The following is a 13,973-nucleotide window of genomic DNA, read 5'->3' as shown; positions in this document are numbered from 1 at the left end:
AATGTCTGCTCTGCTGCCTCCGCCCATTATTTACGTTGCTGACTATACGGTCCCGGTACCGGAAGATGTCTCTCACAAGTATTTAACCCTTGATGTCGTTGAATATTCAGAGCTGCTTCCGGAAGAGGAGTCAAAGGCGTTCTTGTGGAGCAGACTTATACTTCAATCTGTCACCCAACAATTTCAGCCCTCAATGGGCCGAACTCTAAAGGTTGTTGAGAATTACACGAATTCTCTAACCCTTGAAGGCGGTTTCTACAACTATTGTTCCATCGACATCAGAGAAAAATATGTAGCTCTTGCTCTGTCGATTCTTCCGATCAATATTTGCCTGACTTTATTTAAAGATACGCATTTTTGGGAAGAGCTCAGCACAGTCCGTTTTCCGCCGATTTTCCTTAATTGGATTGAAAGACAGCCTGATCCTCGCCTCGCTTTCAGCCAATTGTGGGCGGCAAAAATTTGTCTCTTTAAGAGAAATGATCCTACGATCCGATTGACGATTAGTCCAGAAGACACTCTCATGGTTGAAGGCGCTTGCGCATCTCTCCATGAATCCCTCTCTTTTTGGCAAGTAGATAACTGGCTTGCCACTGTTCAGGGTCCGGCTCTAAACTCTGTACTGACTGAGATTAGAACACCTGAAAAGACGATTGGATTACTGAAAGGCACATACGTTGAAGCAAGTATTGAATAGCGGTTCCGCAGAAGAACAAGTCACAGAATTTAAAAAAGTTGCTATTTTCAGCCGCAGAGGAAAGGTTCTTGTTGAACCAATGAAAAAATTGGCTGAAATCTTTACGAAAACCGGAAGAGAAGTTCTTCTGGAGCATGAAGCTGCCGAAGTTTTAGGATTTGAAAAAGGCTACACGCTCCCGGAAATCGGAAAACTCGCAGATTTAGCCGTAATTTTAGGCGGAGACGGCACTATGCTCGGCATCTGCAGAAAACTTGTCTCTTACCGAGTTCCGGTCATCGGCATCAATGCAGGACACTTAGGTTTCATCACCGACATCTGCTTTGACAACATGGAGTCAGAAATCAAGGAAGTCCTGGACGGTCATTACTTCATTGACTCGCGTATTTTCTTGAAAGCCGATCAGGTTCGCGACGGAAAGACTATTTATTCCGGAATAGCTTTAAATGAAATCTGCGTCAGCCGTGGAATTTCCGGCGGTATGATTGATTTTTCCGTTGCTGTCAACAAACTGCAATTAAGCGCGCAGCGTGCAGACGGCATTATCTTCTCAACACCGACCGGCTCTACGGCTTATGCATTAAGCGTCGGAGGCCCTCTGATTGCCCCTACCGTGCCCTGCATTCTGATGATTTCAGTTGCTCCGCATACTTTGAGCAATCGTCCTTTGATTCTCGCTCAAGAATCTTTAATTGAGCTGGATATTCTTGACATCCGAGATGCCGGCCTCTACTACGACATGCAGGACTTCACCGAGGTTAAAGTCGGAGATAAAATCGTCATCAAACCTTACGAGCATCCGCTCCATATTTTGCATCCCAGATCTCATAATTTCTTCGATACAATTAACAGAAAATTACACTGGAATTTGATGCCGACCACGCGCACGCCGTCATGATTACCTCTCTGAATATAAGAAATTTTGTAATTGTTGAACATTTAGAACTTGAACTTCCCATGGGGTTCACTGCCTTAACAGGGCAAACAGGAGCTGGAAAATCTATTTTGATAGATGCATTACAGCTCCTTTTCGGTGCTCGTTCGGACACTGAATTCATTCGTCAAGGATGCGATAAAAGCGATCTTTCAGCCTCTTTCTCCGTTTCTCCGGAAATCAAAGAATGGCTGGATGACAGAGAACTCAATAACGGTGAAGAAGAACTAATTATCCGCCGTACTTTGGATATTTCCGGTAAAAGCCGAGCATGGATTAACGGTTATCCTTCCACACTGGCTCAGCTCAGAGATTTGAGCAGTCTGCTGGTACTTATCCATGGTCAGCATGCTCACCAATCGCTCTTAAGACGCGGAGCTCAGCTTCAAATGCTTGACGGCTACTGCAAACTCGGTTCCAAACTCATCGAGATAGGCCGAGCTTGGGATGCACTTTCTACTGCGCAAGCAAAGTTAAGAAAAGCCAAAGAAGAAGCTTCTTTGAATGCCGAACGGCTGGAAAGAATCCGCTGGTTCTTGGAAGACATGAAAGACCTTGGTCCTTCCAAAAATGAATGGGCTTCGATTAATGAAGAACACACACGTCTATCGAGAGCAACAGATATTCTGGAAGCCTGTCAGAGCAGCCGGGGACTCTTGACTGAAGAAGACTCCAGTGTCCTCAGCATGATAGACACTGCCTTAGACAGACTCGGTGATGTTATCGACACTGATCAAAAACTGGAAAAGATTTACAACGCTCTGACAGATGCCCGAGAAATTGTTGATTCTGCGTCAGACGATATTGAACATTATCTTTCCCGCACAGACTTTGACGAATCCAGATTTGCAGAATTAGATACGCGTCTTTCCGACTACATCAGAATGGCTTCCAAATACCATCTGGAACCGGCACAACTGTACAACGAATACCTGACAGCTAAAAAGAAAGCTCACGAATTCGAAGAACTTGGTGATTTAACGGCTCTGGAGCAAAAGGTTAAGGAAGCAAAAGAAGTCTATGACGCCTTGGCTGCGGAACTTTCAAAATGCCGTAAAAAAGCCGCGCAAAGCATGGAAAGGCAAATCACCAAAGCCATGCAGACGCTAGCAATGGAAGGCGGCAAATTCGAGATTTCCGTACAAAACACGGAACATCCCGGGCCTAACGGAACGGATTCCGTTGAATTTTTAGTAGCTGGCCACGCCGGCGTTGCTCCCCGCCCTTTAATTAAAGTTGCTTCCGGTGGTGAACTTGCTCGAATCAGCTTAGCGATTGCCGTTACCGATTCAAGCACGGCAACCGTTGACACTTTAATTTTTGACGAAGTTGACACCGGCATAGGCGGAGCGGTCGCCGAAACCGTGGGCAGGCTGCTGAAGTCTCTTGGTGCCAATCAACAAGTATTATGCGTGACGCACCTTTCCCAAGTGGCGGGATGCGCAGAGAATCATTTCAGGATTGAAAAAGTTCAATCAGATAAGGACAAAGCACCCACCTCTCGTATTACTTTGCTGACTCCCGAAGAAAGAGTCGAAGAAATATCCCGAATGATGGGAGGCTTAAAGATTACGGAAGTGACCCGCGAACACGCGAAAGAAATGCTTCATCAAGAATGACTGAATGATTCTTTCGCTCTTGTGAAGTGAAAAGTAATTATGAATGCCGGTTTGAAGATTCTTCAGCCGGCTTCTTTCTTTTTAAGCCCTTCCCGTTCTCTTCAATTCCAAGCGAAGAAATGACAAAACCCAGAATCGAACAATTCTTAGACTATTCAATTCCACTTTCGACATATCTGATATTTGGTCGAAAGGCAATATATTTCTCGGTGTCGAATTTTCCTTCCAAATTTTCTCGAGAAGCTGTAGAATGAGCGTGTGAATGGAGGATTGAAAACAGGAATCCTTCGCTCATTGGAAATCAAAGAATTTCCATCACATTACTTCAAACTCAAGGAGGAACAATGTTTTCAAAGACTTTAGTCTCAGTTGCGATTGCATCAGCAGCTATTGCCTTCGGCGCTAATGCTCTCGCCTGCTCTACTATCATCGTCGGAAAAGACGTTAGTAAAACCGGGACCGTGATTATCGGGCATAACGAAGACAACGGCGGTCGAATCATCGCTCAGCAGCATTGGGTACCGGCTCAAACTCATAAAGCCGGCGAGATGATTAAGTTCGAAAAATCTGCCGCTGAAATTCCTCAGGCAGAAAAAACGCTCGGCTTCTATTGGACTCAAACCTTTTCACCGACAGGAGCTTCCTTCTCTGACGGCTTTGTCAATGAAAAAGGCGTAACTATCGTTTCCAATGCTTGCTCTCAAATCTTCCCGGAAAACAAAGAAAAAGTTAAAGACGGCGGTGTCGGCTATGGAATTCGAAGAATTATGGCTGAAAGAGCAACAACAGCCAGAGAGGCTATCAAGATTGCCACTGATTTGCTCGACAAATACGGCTACTTTTCCAATGGACGTACTTACACCATTGCTGATCCTAACGAAGTGTGGCAATTGGCTATTCACCAAGGCAACAAATGGGTCGCACGCAAAGTCAAAGACAATGAAGTTGTCTACATCCCGAACAATTTCATGATGAACAAAGTCGATGTCACAGACAAAGACGGCGTCATGGTTTCTCCGGGCTTAGTTGAAAAAGCCATCAAAGACGGTAAATACAAACCAGCCGTGGAAGGTCAATGGACAGACTTCAATTTCCGTGAGGCCTACCAGCCTGCCAAGCTGAGAGAAGCCCAATACAATTTCTCCAGAAACCAGATTGCATGGAAGAAAATCACAGGAAAGACGTTCAACTCCGCTGACGAATTCCCCTATAGCGTAGTACCGACCAAGAAGTTCGGGGTTGAAGACGTTAAGAAGATTCTTCGCGCCGACTCCAAAGAAGACGGAAAAGCCGGAGAGTGGTACCACGAAAAAGGCTTCGGCATTTCCAGACCGACGACTCACGAATCCGTCGTATATGTGATGGATTCCAATCCGCTTTTCATCCAGGCATACAAAACGTTAGCCAGACCAAGCGAAACACCGTATGTTCCGCTTTATCCGGTAGCAAAACCGGCTCAGGCTACAGCCTTCTTGACCTGGGATGAAGCGACAAAACAGCATTTCAATGCCAAACCGGAAAGCTTCAACTACAATCCGGATTGGCCCGTCTGGTCCTTCATCAATACTTCCAATGCCGTCGAATACATTCATCCGGCGTATGAAAAGAATATGAAGCAGGTCCGTTCTTTAGAGAAAGAACTCGGCAAAACAGTTGCAAAAGAATTAGAGACAGCAAAAGAATTGGCCAAGATTTCTCCTCAAAAGGCACAGGAATGGCTTCATGCCAAGAATGTTGAAAAATTTGACAAAGCTCAGCAAGCCATGCAAGAAGCTTTCGAAAAGCTTTCTCCTCATGAAGTCTTAGTTCTTGCAGATTCAATCAATTCAAAAGGCGACGAAAACGTAACTATTGCGTTGCTTGGCGATAAGAAGCTTAAGGCTAAAGATGTTAATCTCGCCAAGACTGTTGCGGGCCCGGGACGTTCTTCCGTTGGCGGCAAAGTTAGTTTAACTTCTTTGGCAAAACCTTCTTCTTCCGAAATCAAAGATGTTAACGGTGACGGCGTTGAAGATATCGTCTTTACTTTCACAGCAAAAGATGTAGCCAAAGATATGCTTCCGGGCGCTGTTTATGACGTGTGGCTTTATACCGAAGCCAAAAACAAACCTATTGCAGGTTTTGGCACTGCCATGATTAAGTAATCAAGTTGTTTCTTTGCGGCTCATCGTTTCGCACGATGAGCCGCTTCCAGAATATTTAACTTAGTTCCAGTTACTACAAATCAAACAGGATTTGACTATCTTTCCTCCCACACGGGGCAGAAGATTCTATTTTCTATAACTTTCCTCCAAACTAAGGCGAACTCTTTCGTGTTCATCCAAATATACCCCCAGATCATATTTTCTAATCTTGAATTTATTTCTTAACCGATTGGAAGAATTTCTGAGCATTGTCAGATCTTTTTCTGAGAGCTCACATTCCGTTGTGCTCTAGGCCCGCACGTTGAGAAGTTCTCGACTATTTTGCCGGAAGCTGAACTCTTTTGATGAGAGGAATATTCAATCTCATAAAATTGGAGAGGCGTTAGAAGACTACTCTCCTCCCCGCCCCTCTAATTTTTCTGCAAATCAAAGAATGTTATTTTGACTTTTTACTTGGCTTCTTTCTTCTGGCAGTCTGCACATAGTCCGTACAGAGCCATAGAGTGATGCACTAAACTGAAACCGTGTTTCTTGCTAATCTCTTTTTGCTTTTCTTCAATCTCCGGATCCACAAACTCTTCGACTTTGCCGCAGCTGACGCAAATCAAATGATCGTGATGATGATTGTCGTTAAGCTCAAATAAAGCGTTGTCTTTATCAAAAGTACGGCGTACAAGAATACCGGCAGTTTCAAACTGTGCCAGTACGCGGTATACCGTCGCTAAGCCGACATCTTCGCCTTCTTGAACGAGAGTACGGTAAACCTCCTCGGCACTCATATGGCGTTTCTTACCGGAGTCTGCGTTCTTAATAAAAAGATCTAAAATTTTTAATCTTGGGCCGGTCGCCTTCAATCCTAGATCTTTAAGATCAAAGGGATTTGCCGGATTGAATGTTTTCTTTATCATTTAGCCTTTCCATTTCTATCCTTAGTTAGCTATCATACAGCCTGTTACTATATTGTCCATTAAATTCAACTCATGAAACGATTTTTTGCAGTTGCGGCTATCTCATCCGTATGTTTAATTAGCGGTTGCTCTACTGACAGCCTTCCGGGTTATTTGAAACCATACCGCCCTGACGTTCATCAGGGAAACGTGGTGACTAGCGAAATGCTCGAGTCTCTTCATGAGGGTATGACTAAAAATCAGGTAATCTTTCTTCTTGGAACACCGACCCTGATCAGCTCTTTCCACAAAAATGAATGGGACTACATCTATTACCTGAATCCGAGAATCGGAGAAACACAGATCCGTAAACTTCAGGTGTATTTCGATGAGGACGGAAGAGTCGAAAGCTTCAAGGCCGACAAAATGCCGGACGAAACCGACGCCGACCTCATGATCTTGGGCGAAAGAGCCCGTGAAAGCTCCATCAAGCGTAACGAGGACATGAAAAAAGAAAAAGAGGCTGCTGCAGACTCTTCTGCACAGGCTCAACCTGTAATCCAAGAACAAGATTCATCAGTCTCCTCCACTGATAAGGAAGCTCAACAATGATTAAAACCGCAATCTCAGGGGCCAGCGGCAAAATGGGCAAAATGCTCATCGAAGCGGTCATAAATAATCCCGAATTCGAACTTGTAGCTGCATTGGATCATGCCGGCTCTTCTTCTATCGGACAGGATGCTGCTGCTTTTTTAGGAAAAGAAAGCAACGTAAAAATCACAGCTGATACAGCTTGCCTTAAAACCTCCGGAGCTCAAGTTCTGATTGACTTTACTCGGCCGGAAGGAACCGTCGGTTACCTCAAAGTCTGCGGTGAGGACAAAATAGCAATGGTTATCGGTACCACGGGTTTTTCTGCCGAACAGAAAAATCTGATCGATGAAACCGCTAAAGTCATCCCAATCGCTTTTGCTCCGAACATGAGCACCGGAGTAAATGTTACTTTCAAACTCCTTGCTGAAGCAGCTAAGCTCATGCCGGATTACGATTGTGAAATCGTGGAAATGCATCACAACCGCAAGGTTGACGCTCCAAGCGGTACCGCCGTTGAAATGGGCCGTGTAATCGCTGAAGCCCGCGGACAGAAACTTGAAGATGTTGCTCAATGGGCTCGTCACGGACACACCGGTCCCCGCGTTAAAGGTTCCATCGGATTTGCCGTTCTTCGCGGCGGCGATGTGGTAGGCGACCACCGCGTTATCTTTGCCGGTAAAGGCGAGAGAATCGAAATCGCTCACCTTTCTGCTTCCCGTGAAGGCTACGCTCAGGGAGCTTTAAAAGCCGCAGCATTTTTAATCGGTAAGCAGAACGGCCTCTACAACATGGCCGACGTTCTTGGCTTAAAGGATAACTAATCCTGATGGTTTCTGACACGGTCCGGAAACTGGAGGAGGCGGTCCACCAAATGGCTATCCGCCTCCAGCAGCTGCAGCTGGAAAACCAAAGACTGTTTGAAAAAGCTGCAAGACAGAGTATCGAAATTCAAAAACAAAATGATGAGATAGTCTCGCTGCGGGAAAAAATCGATATCGCTGTACAGGATATCAACGCCAACATTAAGAAGATCGATTCCATCATTGAGTCAGCCAAGAAAACCTCATGAGTTCCGTACCTAAAACATTCAACATCCAAGGCGTTCAGCTCGCTCTCCAGCTGGAGCCGGGAGACCTGCCGTTAATCGAAAAAGCTGTAAACGAAATTAATCAAGCAGTTCGAAATGTAAATCAAGGTAAAGACCTCGTCCTCACTCCCAATAAGCAAACCCGCATCTTGCTTTACGCCATTCTTCAGCTCATTTATTCAAGAGATTCAACGCCTGCAGCCGTGCCCCCGGATGTTGAAAAGAAGCTCGAATCACTCCTGGTTTTCTGCCAGGATACACTCAAGCGCTCCCAGTCATACTGAAACCAAAAGTTATCAAAAGCTCAATTAGAGGCTTCATCTATTTACTTCTAAAAGTTTCACTCATACAATACATCCATCCCCTGCGGAATACGATTAGCGACTGGTTGTTCTTTGAACCAATACTAAATCGTATGGATGCTAACTTGGCTTCCTCTCTGTTGAGCGGCACGCGCTGCTGCTCCTAAGACTAGTCAGAGGCGTCCACCCTGAACCTTCGGTTCAGGACACAAGTCGGACGGTTCAAGCGGGGGACCTAACAAACGCTTTGGTATAATCCAGAGCGTTTATTTTTTGCATGATAAGTGACTAATATGTCTCATAAAATTCAAATTGCAGATTCCAATATTATTTTTGCAGCCGAAGATGGAGAAACCATCAGCCAAGCTGCTGAAAAAAATGGAGTCTTACTGACTTTAGGCTGCAGAATGGGTGCTTGCGGTGCTTGCAAGAGCAAATTGTGCACCGGCGAAGTCAGCTACTCAAAAACGCCTCTTGCCCTGACTGAAGAAGATAAGAAAAACGGCATGATTCTTCTTTGTACCGCGGTCCCGGCAACTGACCTTGTAATCGAAGCTAAAAACGCCAGAAGAACAAAGAAATCAGCAAAACAGTTCGATGTAAAAATTGTCAAGATCGTTAAAGTGAGCGACGATATCCTGAGCATGACCATTGAACGCGTTGACGGTCAGAAATTCGACTTTGAGGCCGGTCAGGTCATCAATATTCTTTTGCCCAACGGCGATTCCAGAAGCTACTCTTTTGCCTCTCCGGCTGTTCAGCAAACTACAGCTGACCTTTACATTCGTCATGTCAGCAACGGCTTATTCACAGGACTTCTCTTCAACGGTGCCGTCAAGGAAGGCAACGTCCTGAAAGCAGAAGCACCGTTCGGAACTTTCACTTTTAATACTCCGAAAGATAAGAAAGCCGTCTTCTTAGTAACAGGCACAGGAATTGCTCCGGTAATGAGCATTCTTCGTACACTTAAAGCTAACGATGACTTGGAAGGCAGAGATATTTCTCTCTTCTGGGGTGTTCGTCACGCCAAGGATTTGGCATTCTTATCTGAACTGGAATCTTTAGCAGAAAGCTATCCGGCCTTTAAGTTCTATCCGGTCGTCTCCAAAGATGAAAACTGGCCCGGACTCAAGGGCAGAATCACCAAGCACGCTGCTGAAATTATCGGCGACTTCACTGACTGCGATGCTTATTTGTGCGGAAGCACACCGATGGTTAACTCCGTCACTGACTACTTGTTTGTCAGATGCGGCCTCAAAGAAGACCGCACCTTCTCTGATGCTTTCGGCGGTTAAGCCTTCTCTTTCTTAAGGTAGGCATAGGCCATCAAACCGATGCCGGCAGCAATCAAAGGAATACACAGCCACTGTCCTCTCGACAAGGACAGTGCCTGCAGTCCGAGATAGCTGTCGGGTTCTCTGAAGAACTCAACGATAAATCTGCCAACCCCATAAACCAGGAAAAACAGCCCGGAAACAGCGCCTCTCGGCCTTGGTTTAATCGAATAAATCCAAACAATCAAAAATAAAATCAAGCCTTCAGCGGTAGCCTCATAGAGCTGCGAAGGATGACGCGGAATGTTGTCTTCTGCTTGAGGAAAAATCATCGCTAACGGAAAATTCGGATCCGCAGCCCTTCCCCACAATTCCCCGTTGATGAAGTTTCCTAAACGACCGAAGAAAAAACCCAGCGGAACCAGCGGTGCAACAAAATCTCCGACAGTCAAAGGAGACTTCTTTTTGCGCCAGGCAAAATAACAGATAGCTAAAATCACGCCGATAAAACCGCCGTGTGCACTCATGCCGCCTTGCCAGACCGCAAAAATTTGCAGCGGATGACTGAAGTAGTATTCCGGCTGATAAAAAAGAACGAACCCCAGTCGTCCGCCGAGAATGACGCCGATCATTCCAAGAAATAACAGGTCTTCCAGGTTTTCTTTGGTAATGTCTCGCCAAGCCTGGCGGCTTCTATAGAGACCGAGGGTATAAAAAAGCGCAAATCCGATAAGGTACATCAAACCGTACCAATGAATGCCGAATGAGCCGATATGGAAGGCAATAGGATCAAATTCTGGGTGCACTAACATCGCGGATTGTTCCTTTACTGTAAATCTTCTTGAAGACCTTCTCCGTACTCTCTCAGTTCCTCAATGAGTTCCATATTGACGTTGGGTCTTTCAGCAAGTTCATCAAGAAGTTTGAAATACTCTTCAAAGGTTCGGCTGCCGTTTGCCCCGCGAATCAAATGCTGAGATTTATATAAATACCAATCCGCAGAATCCTGCTCGGTCATCGCTTCCGGATAATTCCTGGAAATAAAGCGGCGGATTAACTTATCCATGCCTTTGTACTGAAAATCTTTGGTTAAAGATTTCTCGGACAATTCAAACTCATTCATTGCTCTGAGCTCATCAAGAACTCTTCTGTCTTGATCGCCGACAAAACCGCCGGAATAAAGTGCCGTTTCAATATCTTCATCCTTCGGTTGAGTTCCTTCGAAATGTTCCCGACGAATTTCGTTGAGCTTCAAATAAAGATTGCTGACAAAACTTTTATCCATCTCTTTTAAGAATTTTGTTCTCTCTGCCAGTTCTGTTCGGCTTATGCCGAACATCTGTTCAAATTCGTTTTTATAGAAGGGAGAGGCTTTGACGACAAAAGGATATTTATTGGCTGAGAGGCTCACAAACGGAAGAGGCTTTTTGCCCGCTTCCCTATCTTCTGCAGTTAAATTCGTTCTGGCTTCTAAATCTGAATCTTTAAGCTGCGGCAGTTCAGCCGGATCGGCAGTTAAATCCCAGCATAAATATTCTTTGCCTGATTTCAGAATCGGGAAAAGCAAACGCAGGTTCTTTGTCGCGGGAATGGAATAATCGGCGACAGCTAAGAGGGCGGTCTGAGAGTCCAGCAATTTCTGCACATTCTCTTTATTAGACAAACTGACGGCGTAATCCCAAAACTTCGGCTCCGTATCTTTAATCTTCTTGGCCAGTAAAGCCGTTGCCCGCGCATCAGACAAAGCATCGTGAGCATGGTCGTGGACTAAGCCGTTTGCCTTGGTCAGCTCTTCGAGCTTCATCGAAACGGAACCGTTTTCTTTATGCGGCCAATTCAAGGTTCCCGGTTTAAAGGCATAAAGCGCTTTAATCACGGTAAACATATCCATTCTGGCGCGTCCTTCTCCGAACTCCCTGTCATACGGGTTGATGAGATTTCTCCAGAACATGAATCTGCTGACTTCATCATCAAACTTTAAATTGTTATAGCCGAGAACAATAGAATTCGGTTCTTTAAACTCTTTATAAATTTTGTTGGCAAAAACAGCCTCGGGCTCGCCTTCCGTTAGACACATAAGAGGCGTAATCCCCGTTAAAAGACACGCTTCCGGGTGCGGAAGATAGTCATCGGCAGGAGAACAGTAAATCAGCATATCCTTGCTTTTGCGGCGGAAGTTTGCGTCCGTCCTGAAACCGCCGAACTGCGCAGGCCGGTCCCGTTTCTTATCGGTACCGAAAGTTTCGTAGTCGTACCAATAAAAAGTTACGTCTGATGCTGTGCCTTCCTGGGCCATTTATTTCTCCACTTTCCGCGCAACTCAGGTGTCCGTCCTTATGCGCGTCTATTGCTGTTTTTCGATATCAAATAGAAGATTTTAACGTCAAAATGAAATTTTGATTAAGAGAAGAAAAGAGTGATCTCATTTCGCCGCATTGTTAATATGCAAAAAAACACTCAGCCTCAAAAAGAAATGACTGAGTGTTCTAGCTAAGAAAGAAAGGATTTTTTACCAAGCTTCTTTGACTAAGCGTCTGACTTCTGATGTTGCTTTACGGTTCGGACTGCCCAAGCGATTTCTGAGATCACGCGGACTTTCTTTAGCCTTCTGAATGGCAGCTGCAATTTCGTCTGCTGCCTGTTTAACATCTGCTTCACTCGGATCGTCAGCAGACGAAACCTTGAGAAGTTTTTCCAAGAGACCTAATTCCGCATAGTGCTTAATGTCATAGGCCATCGGAGGAACCTTGGCGGCAAACTTATCAAGTTCGGCTACGCTGCGCAGTGTAATTCTGGCGGCGGATTCTTTGCCCATCGCATGAATTAAAACTTTAGGATCGTCTAAGGCCAAAATACGGTTGGCTTGGTAGCCGTGAGCTAAGAAGGCCCCTGACATCGCTTTTCCTACAATCAAGGAAACAATCGGATGACCGGCCTCACGCGCCTTAGCATAAGCCGCTACCGAGCCGGCTAAAGCCTGATGAATGCCGAAGGCTTCTTCTCTTCTGCCGTAAGCCTGGCTGGTTACGTCAACAATAGCAACGATTGGACGCTTTTCTGCCTTATCAGCATCTTCCTTAACGATGGTGCTGATGGTTTTAGCCAAAGTCCAGCCTTCTAAAAGTCCGACTTCTCCGGTTCTGGCACGAGGATAATGATTATTCGGATCAGGGACGACCGCGACATAAATCACACCGTCCTGTTCTACTGCCTTGACGGAATCTACCAAAGGAAGGAATGGGACGCCGGCCGGCGCAAGCTTCTCTAACCAAACGGCACCGCGGCTTTTTGCATTAGTCATGTTTAAATCCTCCTTCATAGAGTTTTTCGGCGGTTCCCGGCTGAGCTTGCTCGGCAGTGTCATAGGCAGAAAGTTTTTCTAAGAAATAATCAATACATCCGGTCCTGAAATGTTCGGGAACGCCCTTTTCTGCACATTCTTCAACGGCCTTTCTGATTTCCGGAACATCATCTTTAACTAATTTTTCCACAAAGCCGCATCTGGATCTGACTTCACCGCCAGTCATCTGCCAAATAAACGGTTTGTCTTTAGAGTTGTACTCACGGATGCCGGCTTCCTGCTCAATTACCTGAGGGCCGTTTAAACCAAGACGAGCTTCTTTGGTCACCACAAGGTAGCTGCACAATGCGGCTGCAATAGACATACCGCCGAAGCATCCGACGGTGCCGGCTATAACGCCGATAACCGGTGTAACTTCTCTTGCTCTGACAATTGCAGCATGAATATCTGCGATGGAGGCCAGACCTAAGTTGGCTTCCTGCAGACGTACTCCGCCGGTCTCTAGGCACAGCACCACGGTAGTCGGTTTGCCTGCCAAGCAGTCTTCTGCTGCTAAGTCAATGGCCGCCGCCATTTTTGCGCCCGAGACTTCGCCCATGCTTCCGCCCTGGAAAGAGCCTTCGATAGCAACGACAACGGCGTTCTTTCCCTGGATTGTTCCCTTAGCAATGACCATGCCGTCATCTGATTGAGGAACGATCCCTTGCGGTTCCAACCACGGAGATTCCACGCCGTCAAAGGGTCCGAGAATTTCACGGAATGAACCGGAATCTAAAATGGCTTTAGCTCTTTGACGAGCGCCTAATTCAATAAAACTCTCTTTGTTATGCATGTTCGGCCTCATCTAAAACTTGTTCAACTCTTAAGCGCACAACTCCGGGAGATGCTCCGAAATCGTTAATCAGCATGCGGCCTGCAGGCAGCGAATTGAATTGTTGGATGCGGGAAAATAATGCCTTCCAGCGTTCTGCACTGTTATCTACAGAACTCTTAATAATCACGGTCAAAGTATCGCCGTCAGAAGATTCAAACACTACTTCCAGATCGCCCGAACTCACTACGCCGTTTTGTAATTGGACGTTCTTATCCAATGTCTTCGGCGCCTGAAGGGTTAAGGTAACTTTTTCCATAATA

General features: G+C 45.7%; 15 protein-coding genes. 9 read left to right on the top strand and 6 right to left on the bottom strand.

The features are described 5' to 3' along the window. Position 1 precedes the first annotated feature (1 nt). From RDK53_RS00790 to RDK53_RS00775, 4 genes are all read left to right on the top strand, one after another. A complete protein-coding gene (locus tag RDK53_RS00790) occupies positions 2–697 on the top strand; it encodes a hypothetical protein (RefSeq protein WP_308512835.1) in 696 nt (231 codons plus the stop codon). Further along, positions 678–1,595: an NAD(+)/NADH kinase gene (locus RDK53_RS00785; RefSeq protein WP_308512834.1), complete on the top strand. Its 918-nt coding sequence runs from the start codon at positions 678–680 to the stop codon at positions 1,593–1,595. Before RDK53_RS00790 ends, RDK53_RS00785 begins: the two co-directional genes overlap by 20 nt. After that, positions 1,592–3,250 (top strand): DNA repair protein RecN, encoded by a 1,659-nt coding sequence (gene recN, locus RDK53_RS00780; protein WP_308512833.1) that lies wholly within the window; start codon positions 1,592–1,594, stop codon positions 3,248–3,250. Before RDK53_RS00785 ends, recN begins: the two co-directional genes overlap by 4 nt. A 344-nt stretch (positions 3,251–3,594) precedes the next feature. Continuing rightward, a complete protein-coding gene (locus RDK53_RS00775; protein WP_308512832.1) occupies positions 3,595–5,394 on the top strand; it encodes a C69 family dipeptidase in 1,800 nt (599 codons plus the stop codon). A gap of 449 nt (positions 5,395–5,843) precedes the next feature. Here RDK53_RS00775 and fur read toward each other — a convergent pair whose 3' ends face one another. Beyond that, positions 5,844–6,302 carry a ferric iron uptake transcriptional regulator gene (fur, locus tag RDK53_RS00770; RefSeq protein WP_308512831.1) on the bottom strand — a complete coding sequence of 153 codons (459 nt, stop codon included), beginning with the start codon at positions 6,300–6,302 and terminating at the stop codon, positions 5,844–5,846. A gap of 72 nt (positions 6,303–6,374) precedes the next feature. On the opposite strand from fur, the gene RDK53_RS00765 reads away from it, so the two are divergent. The 5 genes from RDK53_RS00765 to RDK53_RS00745 all read left to right on the top strand — a co-directional run bounded on the left by RDK53_RS00765 (position 6,375) and on the right by RDK53_RS00745 (position 9,559). Continuing rightward, a complete protein-coding gene (locus tag RDK53_RS00765; RefSeq protein WP_308512830.1) occupies positions 6,375–6,893 on the top strand; it encodes an outer membrane protein assembly factor BamE in 519 nt (172 codons plus the stop codon). Further along, a complete protein-coding gene (gene dapB / locus RDK53_RS00760) occupies positions 6,890–7,696 on the top strand; it encodes a 4-hydroxy-tetrahydrodipicolinate reductase (protein ID WP_308512829.1) in 807 nt (268 codons plus the stop codon). Before RDK53_RS00765 ends, dapB begins: the two co-directional genes overlap by 4 nt. A 50-nt stretch (positions 7,697–7,746) precedes the next feature. Continuing rightward, positions 7,747–7,944, top strand: a complete 198-nt coding sequence (locus RDK53_RS00755; protein ID WP_308512828.1) for a hypothetical protein — start codon at positions 7,747–7,749, stop codon at positions 7,942–7,944. Next, complete coding sequence (locus tag RDK53_RS00750) at positions 7,941–8,246, top strand: hypothetical protein (RefSeq protein ID WP_308512827.1); 306 nt, start codon at positions 7,941–7,943, stop codon at positions 8,244–8,246. Before RDK53_RS00755 ends, RDK53_RS00750 begins: the two co-directional genes overlap by 4 nt. A 311-nt stretch (positions 8,247–8,557) precedes the next feature. Beyond that, positions 8,558–9,559 carry a 2Fe-2S iron-sulfur cluster-binding protein gene (locus tag RDK53_RS00745; protein ID WP_308512826.1) on the top strand — a complete coding sequence of 334 codons (1,002 nt, stop codon included), beginning with the start codon at positions 8,558–8,560 and terminating at the stop codon, positions 9,557–9,559. Here RDK53_RS00745 and lgt read toward each other — a convergent pair. The 5 genes from lgt to mdcC form a co-directional block, all read right to left on the bottom strand. Next, positions 9,556–10,350: a prolipoprotein diacylglyceryl transferase gene (lgt, locus tag RDK53_RS00740; protein WP_308512825.1), complete on the bottom strand. Its 795-nt coding sequence runs from the start codon at positions 10,348–10,350 to the stop codon at positions 9,556–9,558. The genes RDK53_RS00745 and lgt overlap by 4 nt on opposite strands. A 14-nt stretch (positions 10,351–10,364) precedes the next feature. Then, on the bottom strand, positions 10,365–11,834 hold the full coding sequence (gene sbcB, locus RDK53_RS00735; RefSeq protein WP_308512824.1) for an exodeoxyribonuclease I: 1,470 nt from the start codon (positions 11,832–11,834) through the stop codon (positions 10,365–10,367). A gap of 213 nt (positions 11,835–12,047) precedes the next feature. Further along, entirely contained in the window at positions 12,048–12,839 is a 792-nt protein-coding gene (gene mdcE, locus RDK53_RS00730; RefSeq protein ID WP_308512823.1) for a biotin-independent malonate decarboxylase subunit gamma, read from the bottom strand. After that, positions 12,832–13,683, bottom strand: a complete 852-nt coding sequence (locus RDK53_RS00725) for a biotin-independent malonate decarboxylase subunit beta (protein WP_374041545.1) — start codon at positions 13,681–13,683, stop codon at positions 12,832–12,834. The genes mdcE and RDK53_RS00725 overlap by 8 nt, the downstream gene beginning before the upstream one ends. Then, a complete protein-coding gene (gene mdcC, locus RDK53_RS00720) occupies positions 13,664–13,969 on the bottom strand; it encodes a malonate decarboxylase acyl carrier protein (RefSeq protein ID WP_277040328.1) in 306 nt (101 codons plus the stop codon). Before mdcC ends, RDK53_RS00725 begins: the two co-directional genes overlap by 20 nt. Positions 13,970–13,973 lie beyond the last annotated feature (4 nt).

The organism is uncultured Turicimonas sp. (assembly GCF_902477955.1).
GTDB lineage: Bacteria > Pseudomonadota > Gammaproteobacteria > Burkholderiales > Burkholderiaceae_F > Turicimonas.
Note: the sequence above shows the minus strand (reverse complement) of the source record. Positions and strands in the feature narration are given on the sequence as shown.

Excerpts from the sequence above, each read along its gene's own strand:
- recN (WP_308512833.1), top strand. The coding sequence starts at position 1,592 with ATGATTACCTCTCTGAATATAAGAAATTTTGTAATTGTTGAACATTTA.
- RDK53_RS00755 (WP_308512828.1), top strand. The coding sequence starts at position 7,747 with ATGGCTATCCGCCTCCAGCAGCTGCAGCTGGAAAACCAAAGACTGTTT.
- RDK53_RS00765 (WP_308512830.1), top strand. The coding sequence starts at position 6,375 with ATGAAACGATTTTTTGCAGTTGCGGCTATCTCATCCGTATGTTTAATT.
- lgt (WP_308512825.1), bottom strand. The coding sequence starts at position 10,350 with ATGTTAGTGCACCCAGAATTTGATCCTATTGCCTTCCATATCGGCTCA.
- fur (WP_308512831.1), bottom strand. The coding sequence starts at position 6,302 with ATGATAAAGAAAACATTCAATCCGGCAAATCCCTTTGATCTTAAAGAT.
- RDK53_RS00725 (WP_374041545.1), bottom strand. The coding sequence starts at position 13,683 with ATGAGGCCGAACATGCATAACAAAGAGAGTTTTATTGAATTAGGCGCT.
- RDK53_RS00750 (WP_308512827.1), top strand. The coding sequence starts at position 7,941 with ATGAGTTCCGTACCTAAAACATTCAACATCCAAGGCGTTCAGCTCGCT.
- RDK53_RS00790 (WP_308512835.1), top strand. The coding sequence starts at position 2 with ATGTCTGCTCTGCTGCCTCCGCCCATTATTTACGTTGCTGACTATACG.
- mdcE (WP_308512823.1), bottom strand. The coding sequence starts at position 12,839 with ATGACTAATGCAAAAAGCCGCGGTGCCGTTTGGTTAGAGAAGCTTGCG.
- sbcB (WP_308512824.1), bottom strand. The coding sequence starts at position 11,834 with ATGGCCCAGGAAGGCACAGCATCAGACGTAACTTTTTATTGGTACGAC.
- RDK53_RS00745 (WP_308512826.1), top strand. The coding sequence starts at position 8,558 with ATGTCTCATAAAATTCAAATTGCAGATTCCAATATTATTTTTGCAGCC.
- RDK53_RS00775 (WP_308512832.1), top strand. The coding sequence starts at position 3,595 with ATGTTTTCAAAGACTTTAGTCTCAGTTGCGATTGCATCAGCAGCTATT.
- mdcC (WP_277040328.1), bottom strand. The coding sequence starts at position 13,969 with ATGGAAAAAGTTACCTTAACCCTTCAGGCGCCGAAGACATTGGATAAG.
- dapB (WP_308512829.1), top strand. The coding sequence starts at position 6,890 with ATGATTAAAACCGCAATCTCAGGGGCCAGCGGCAAAATGGGCAAAATG.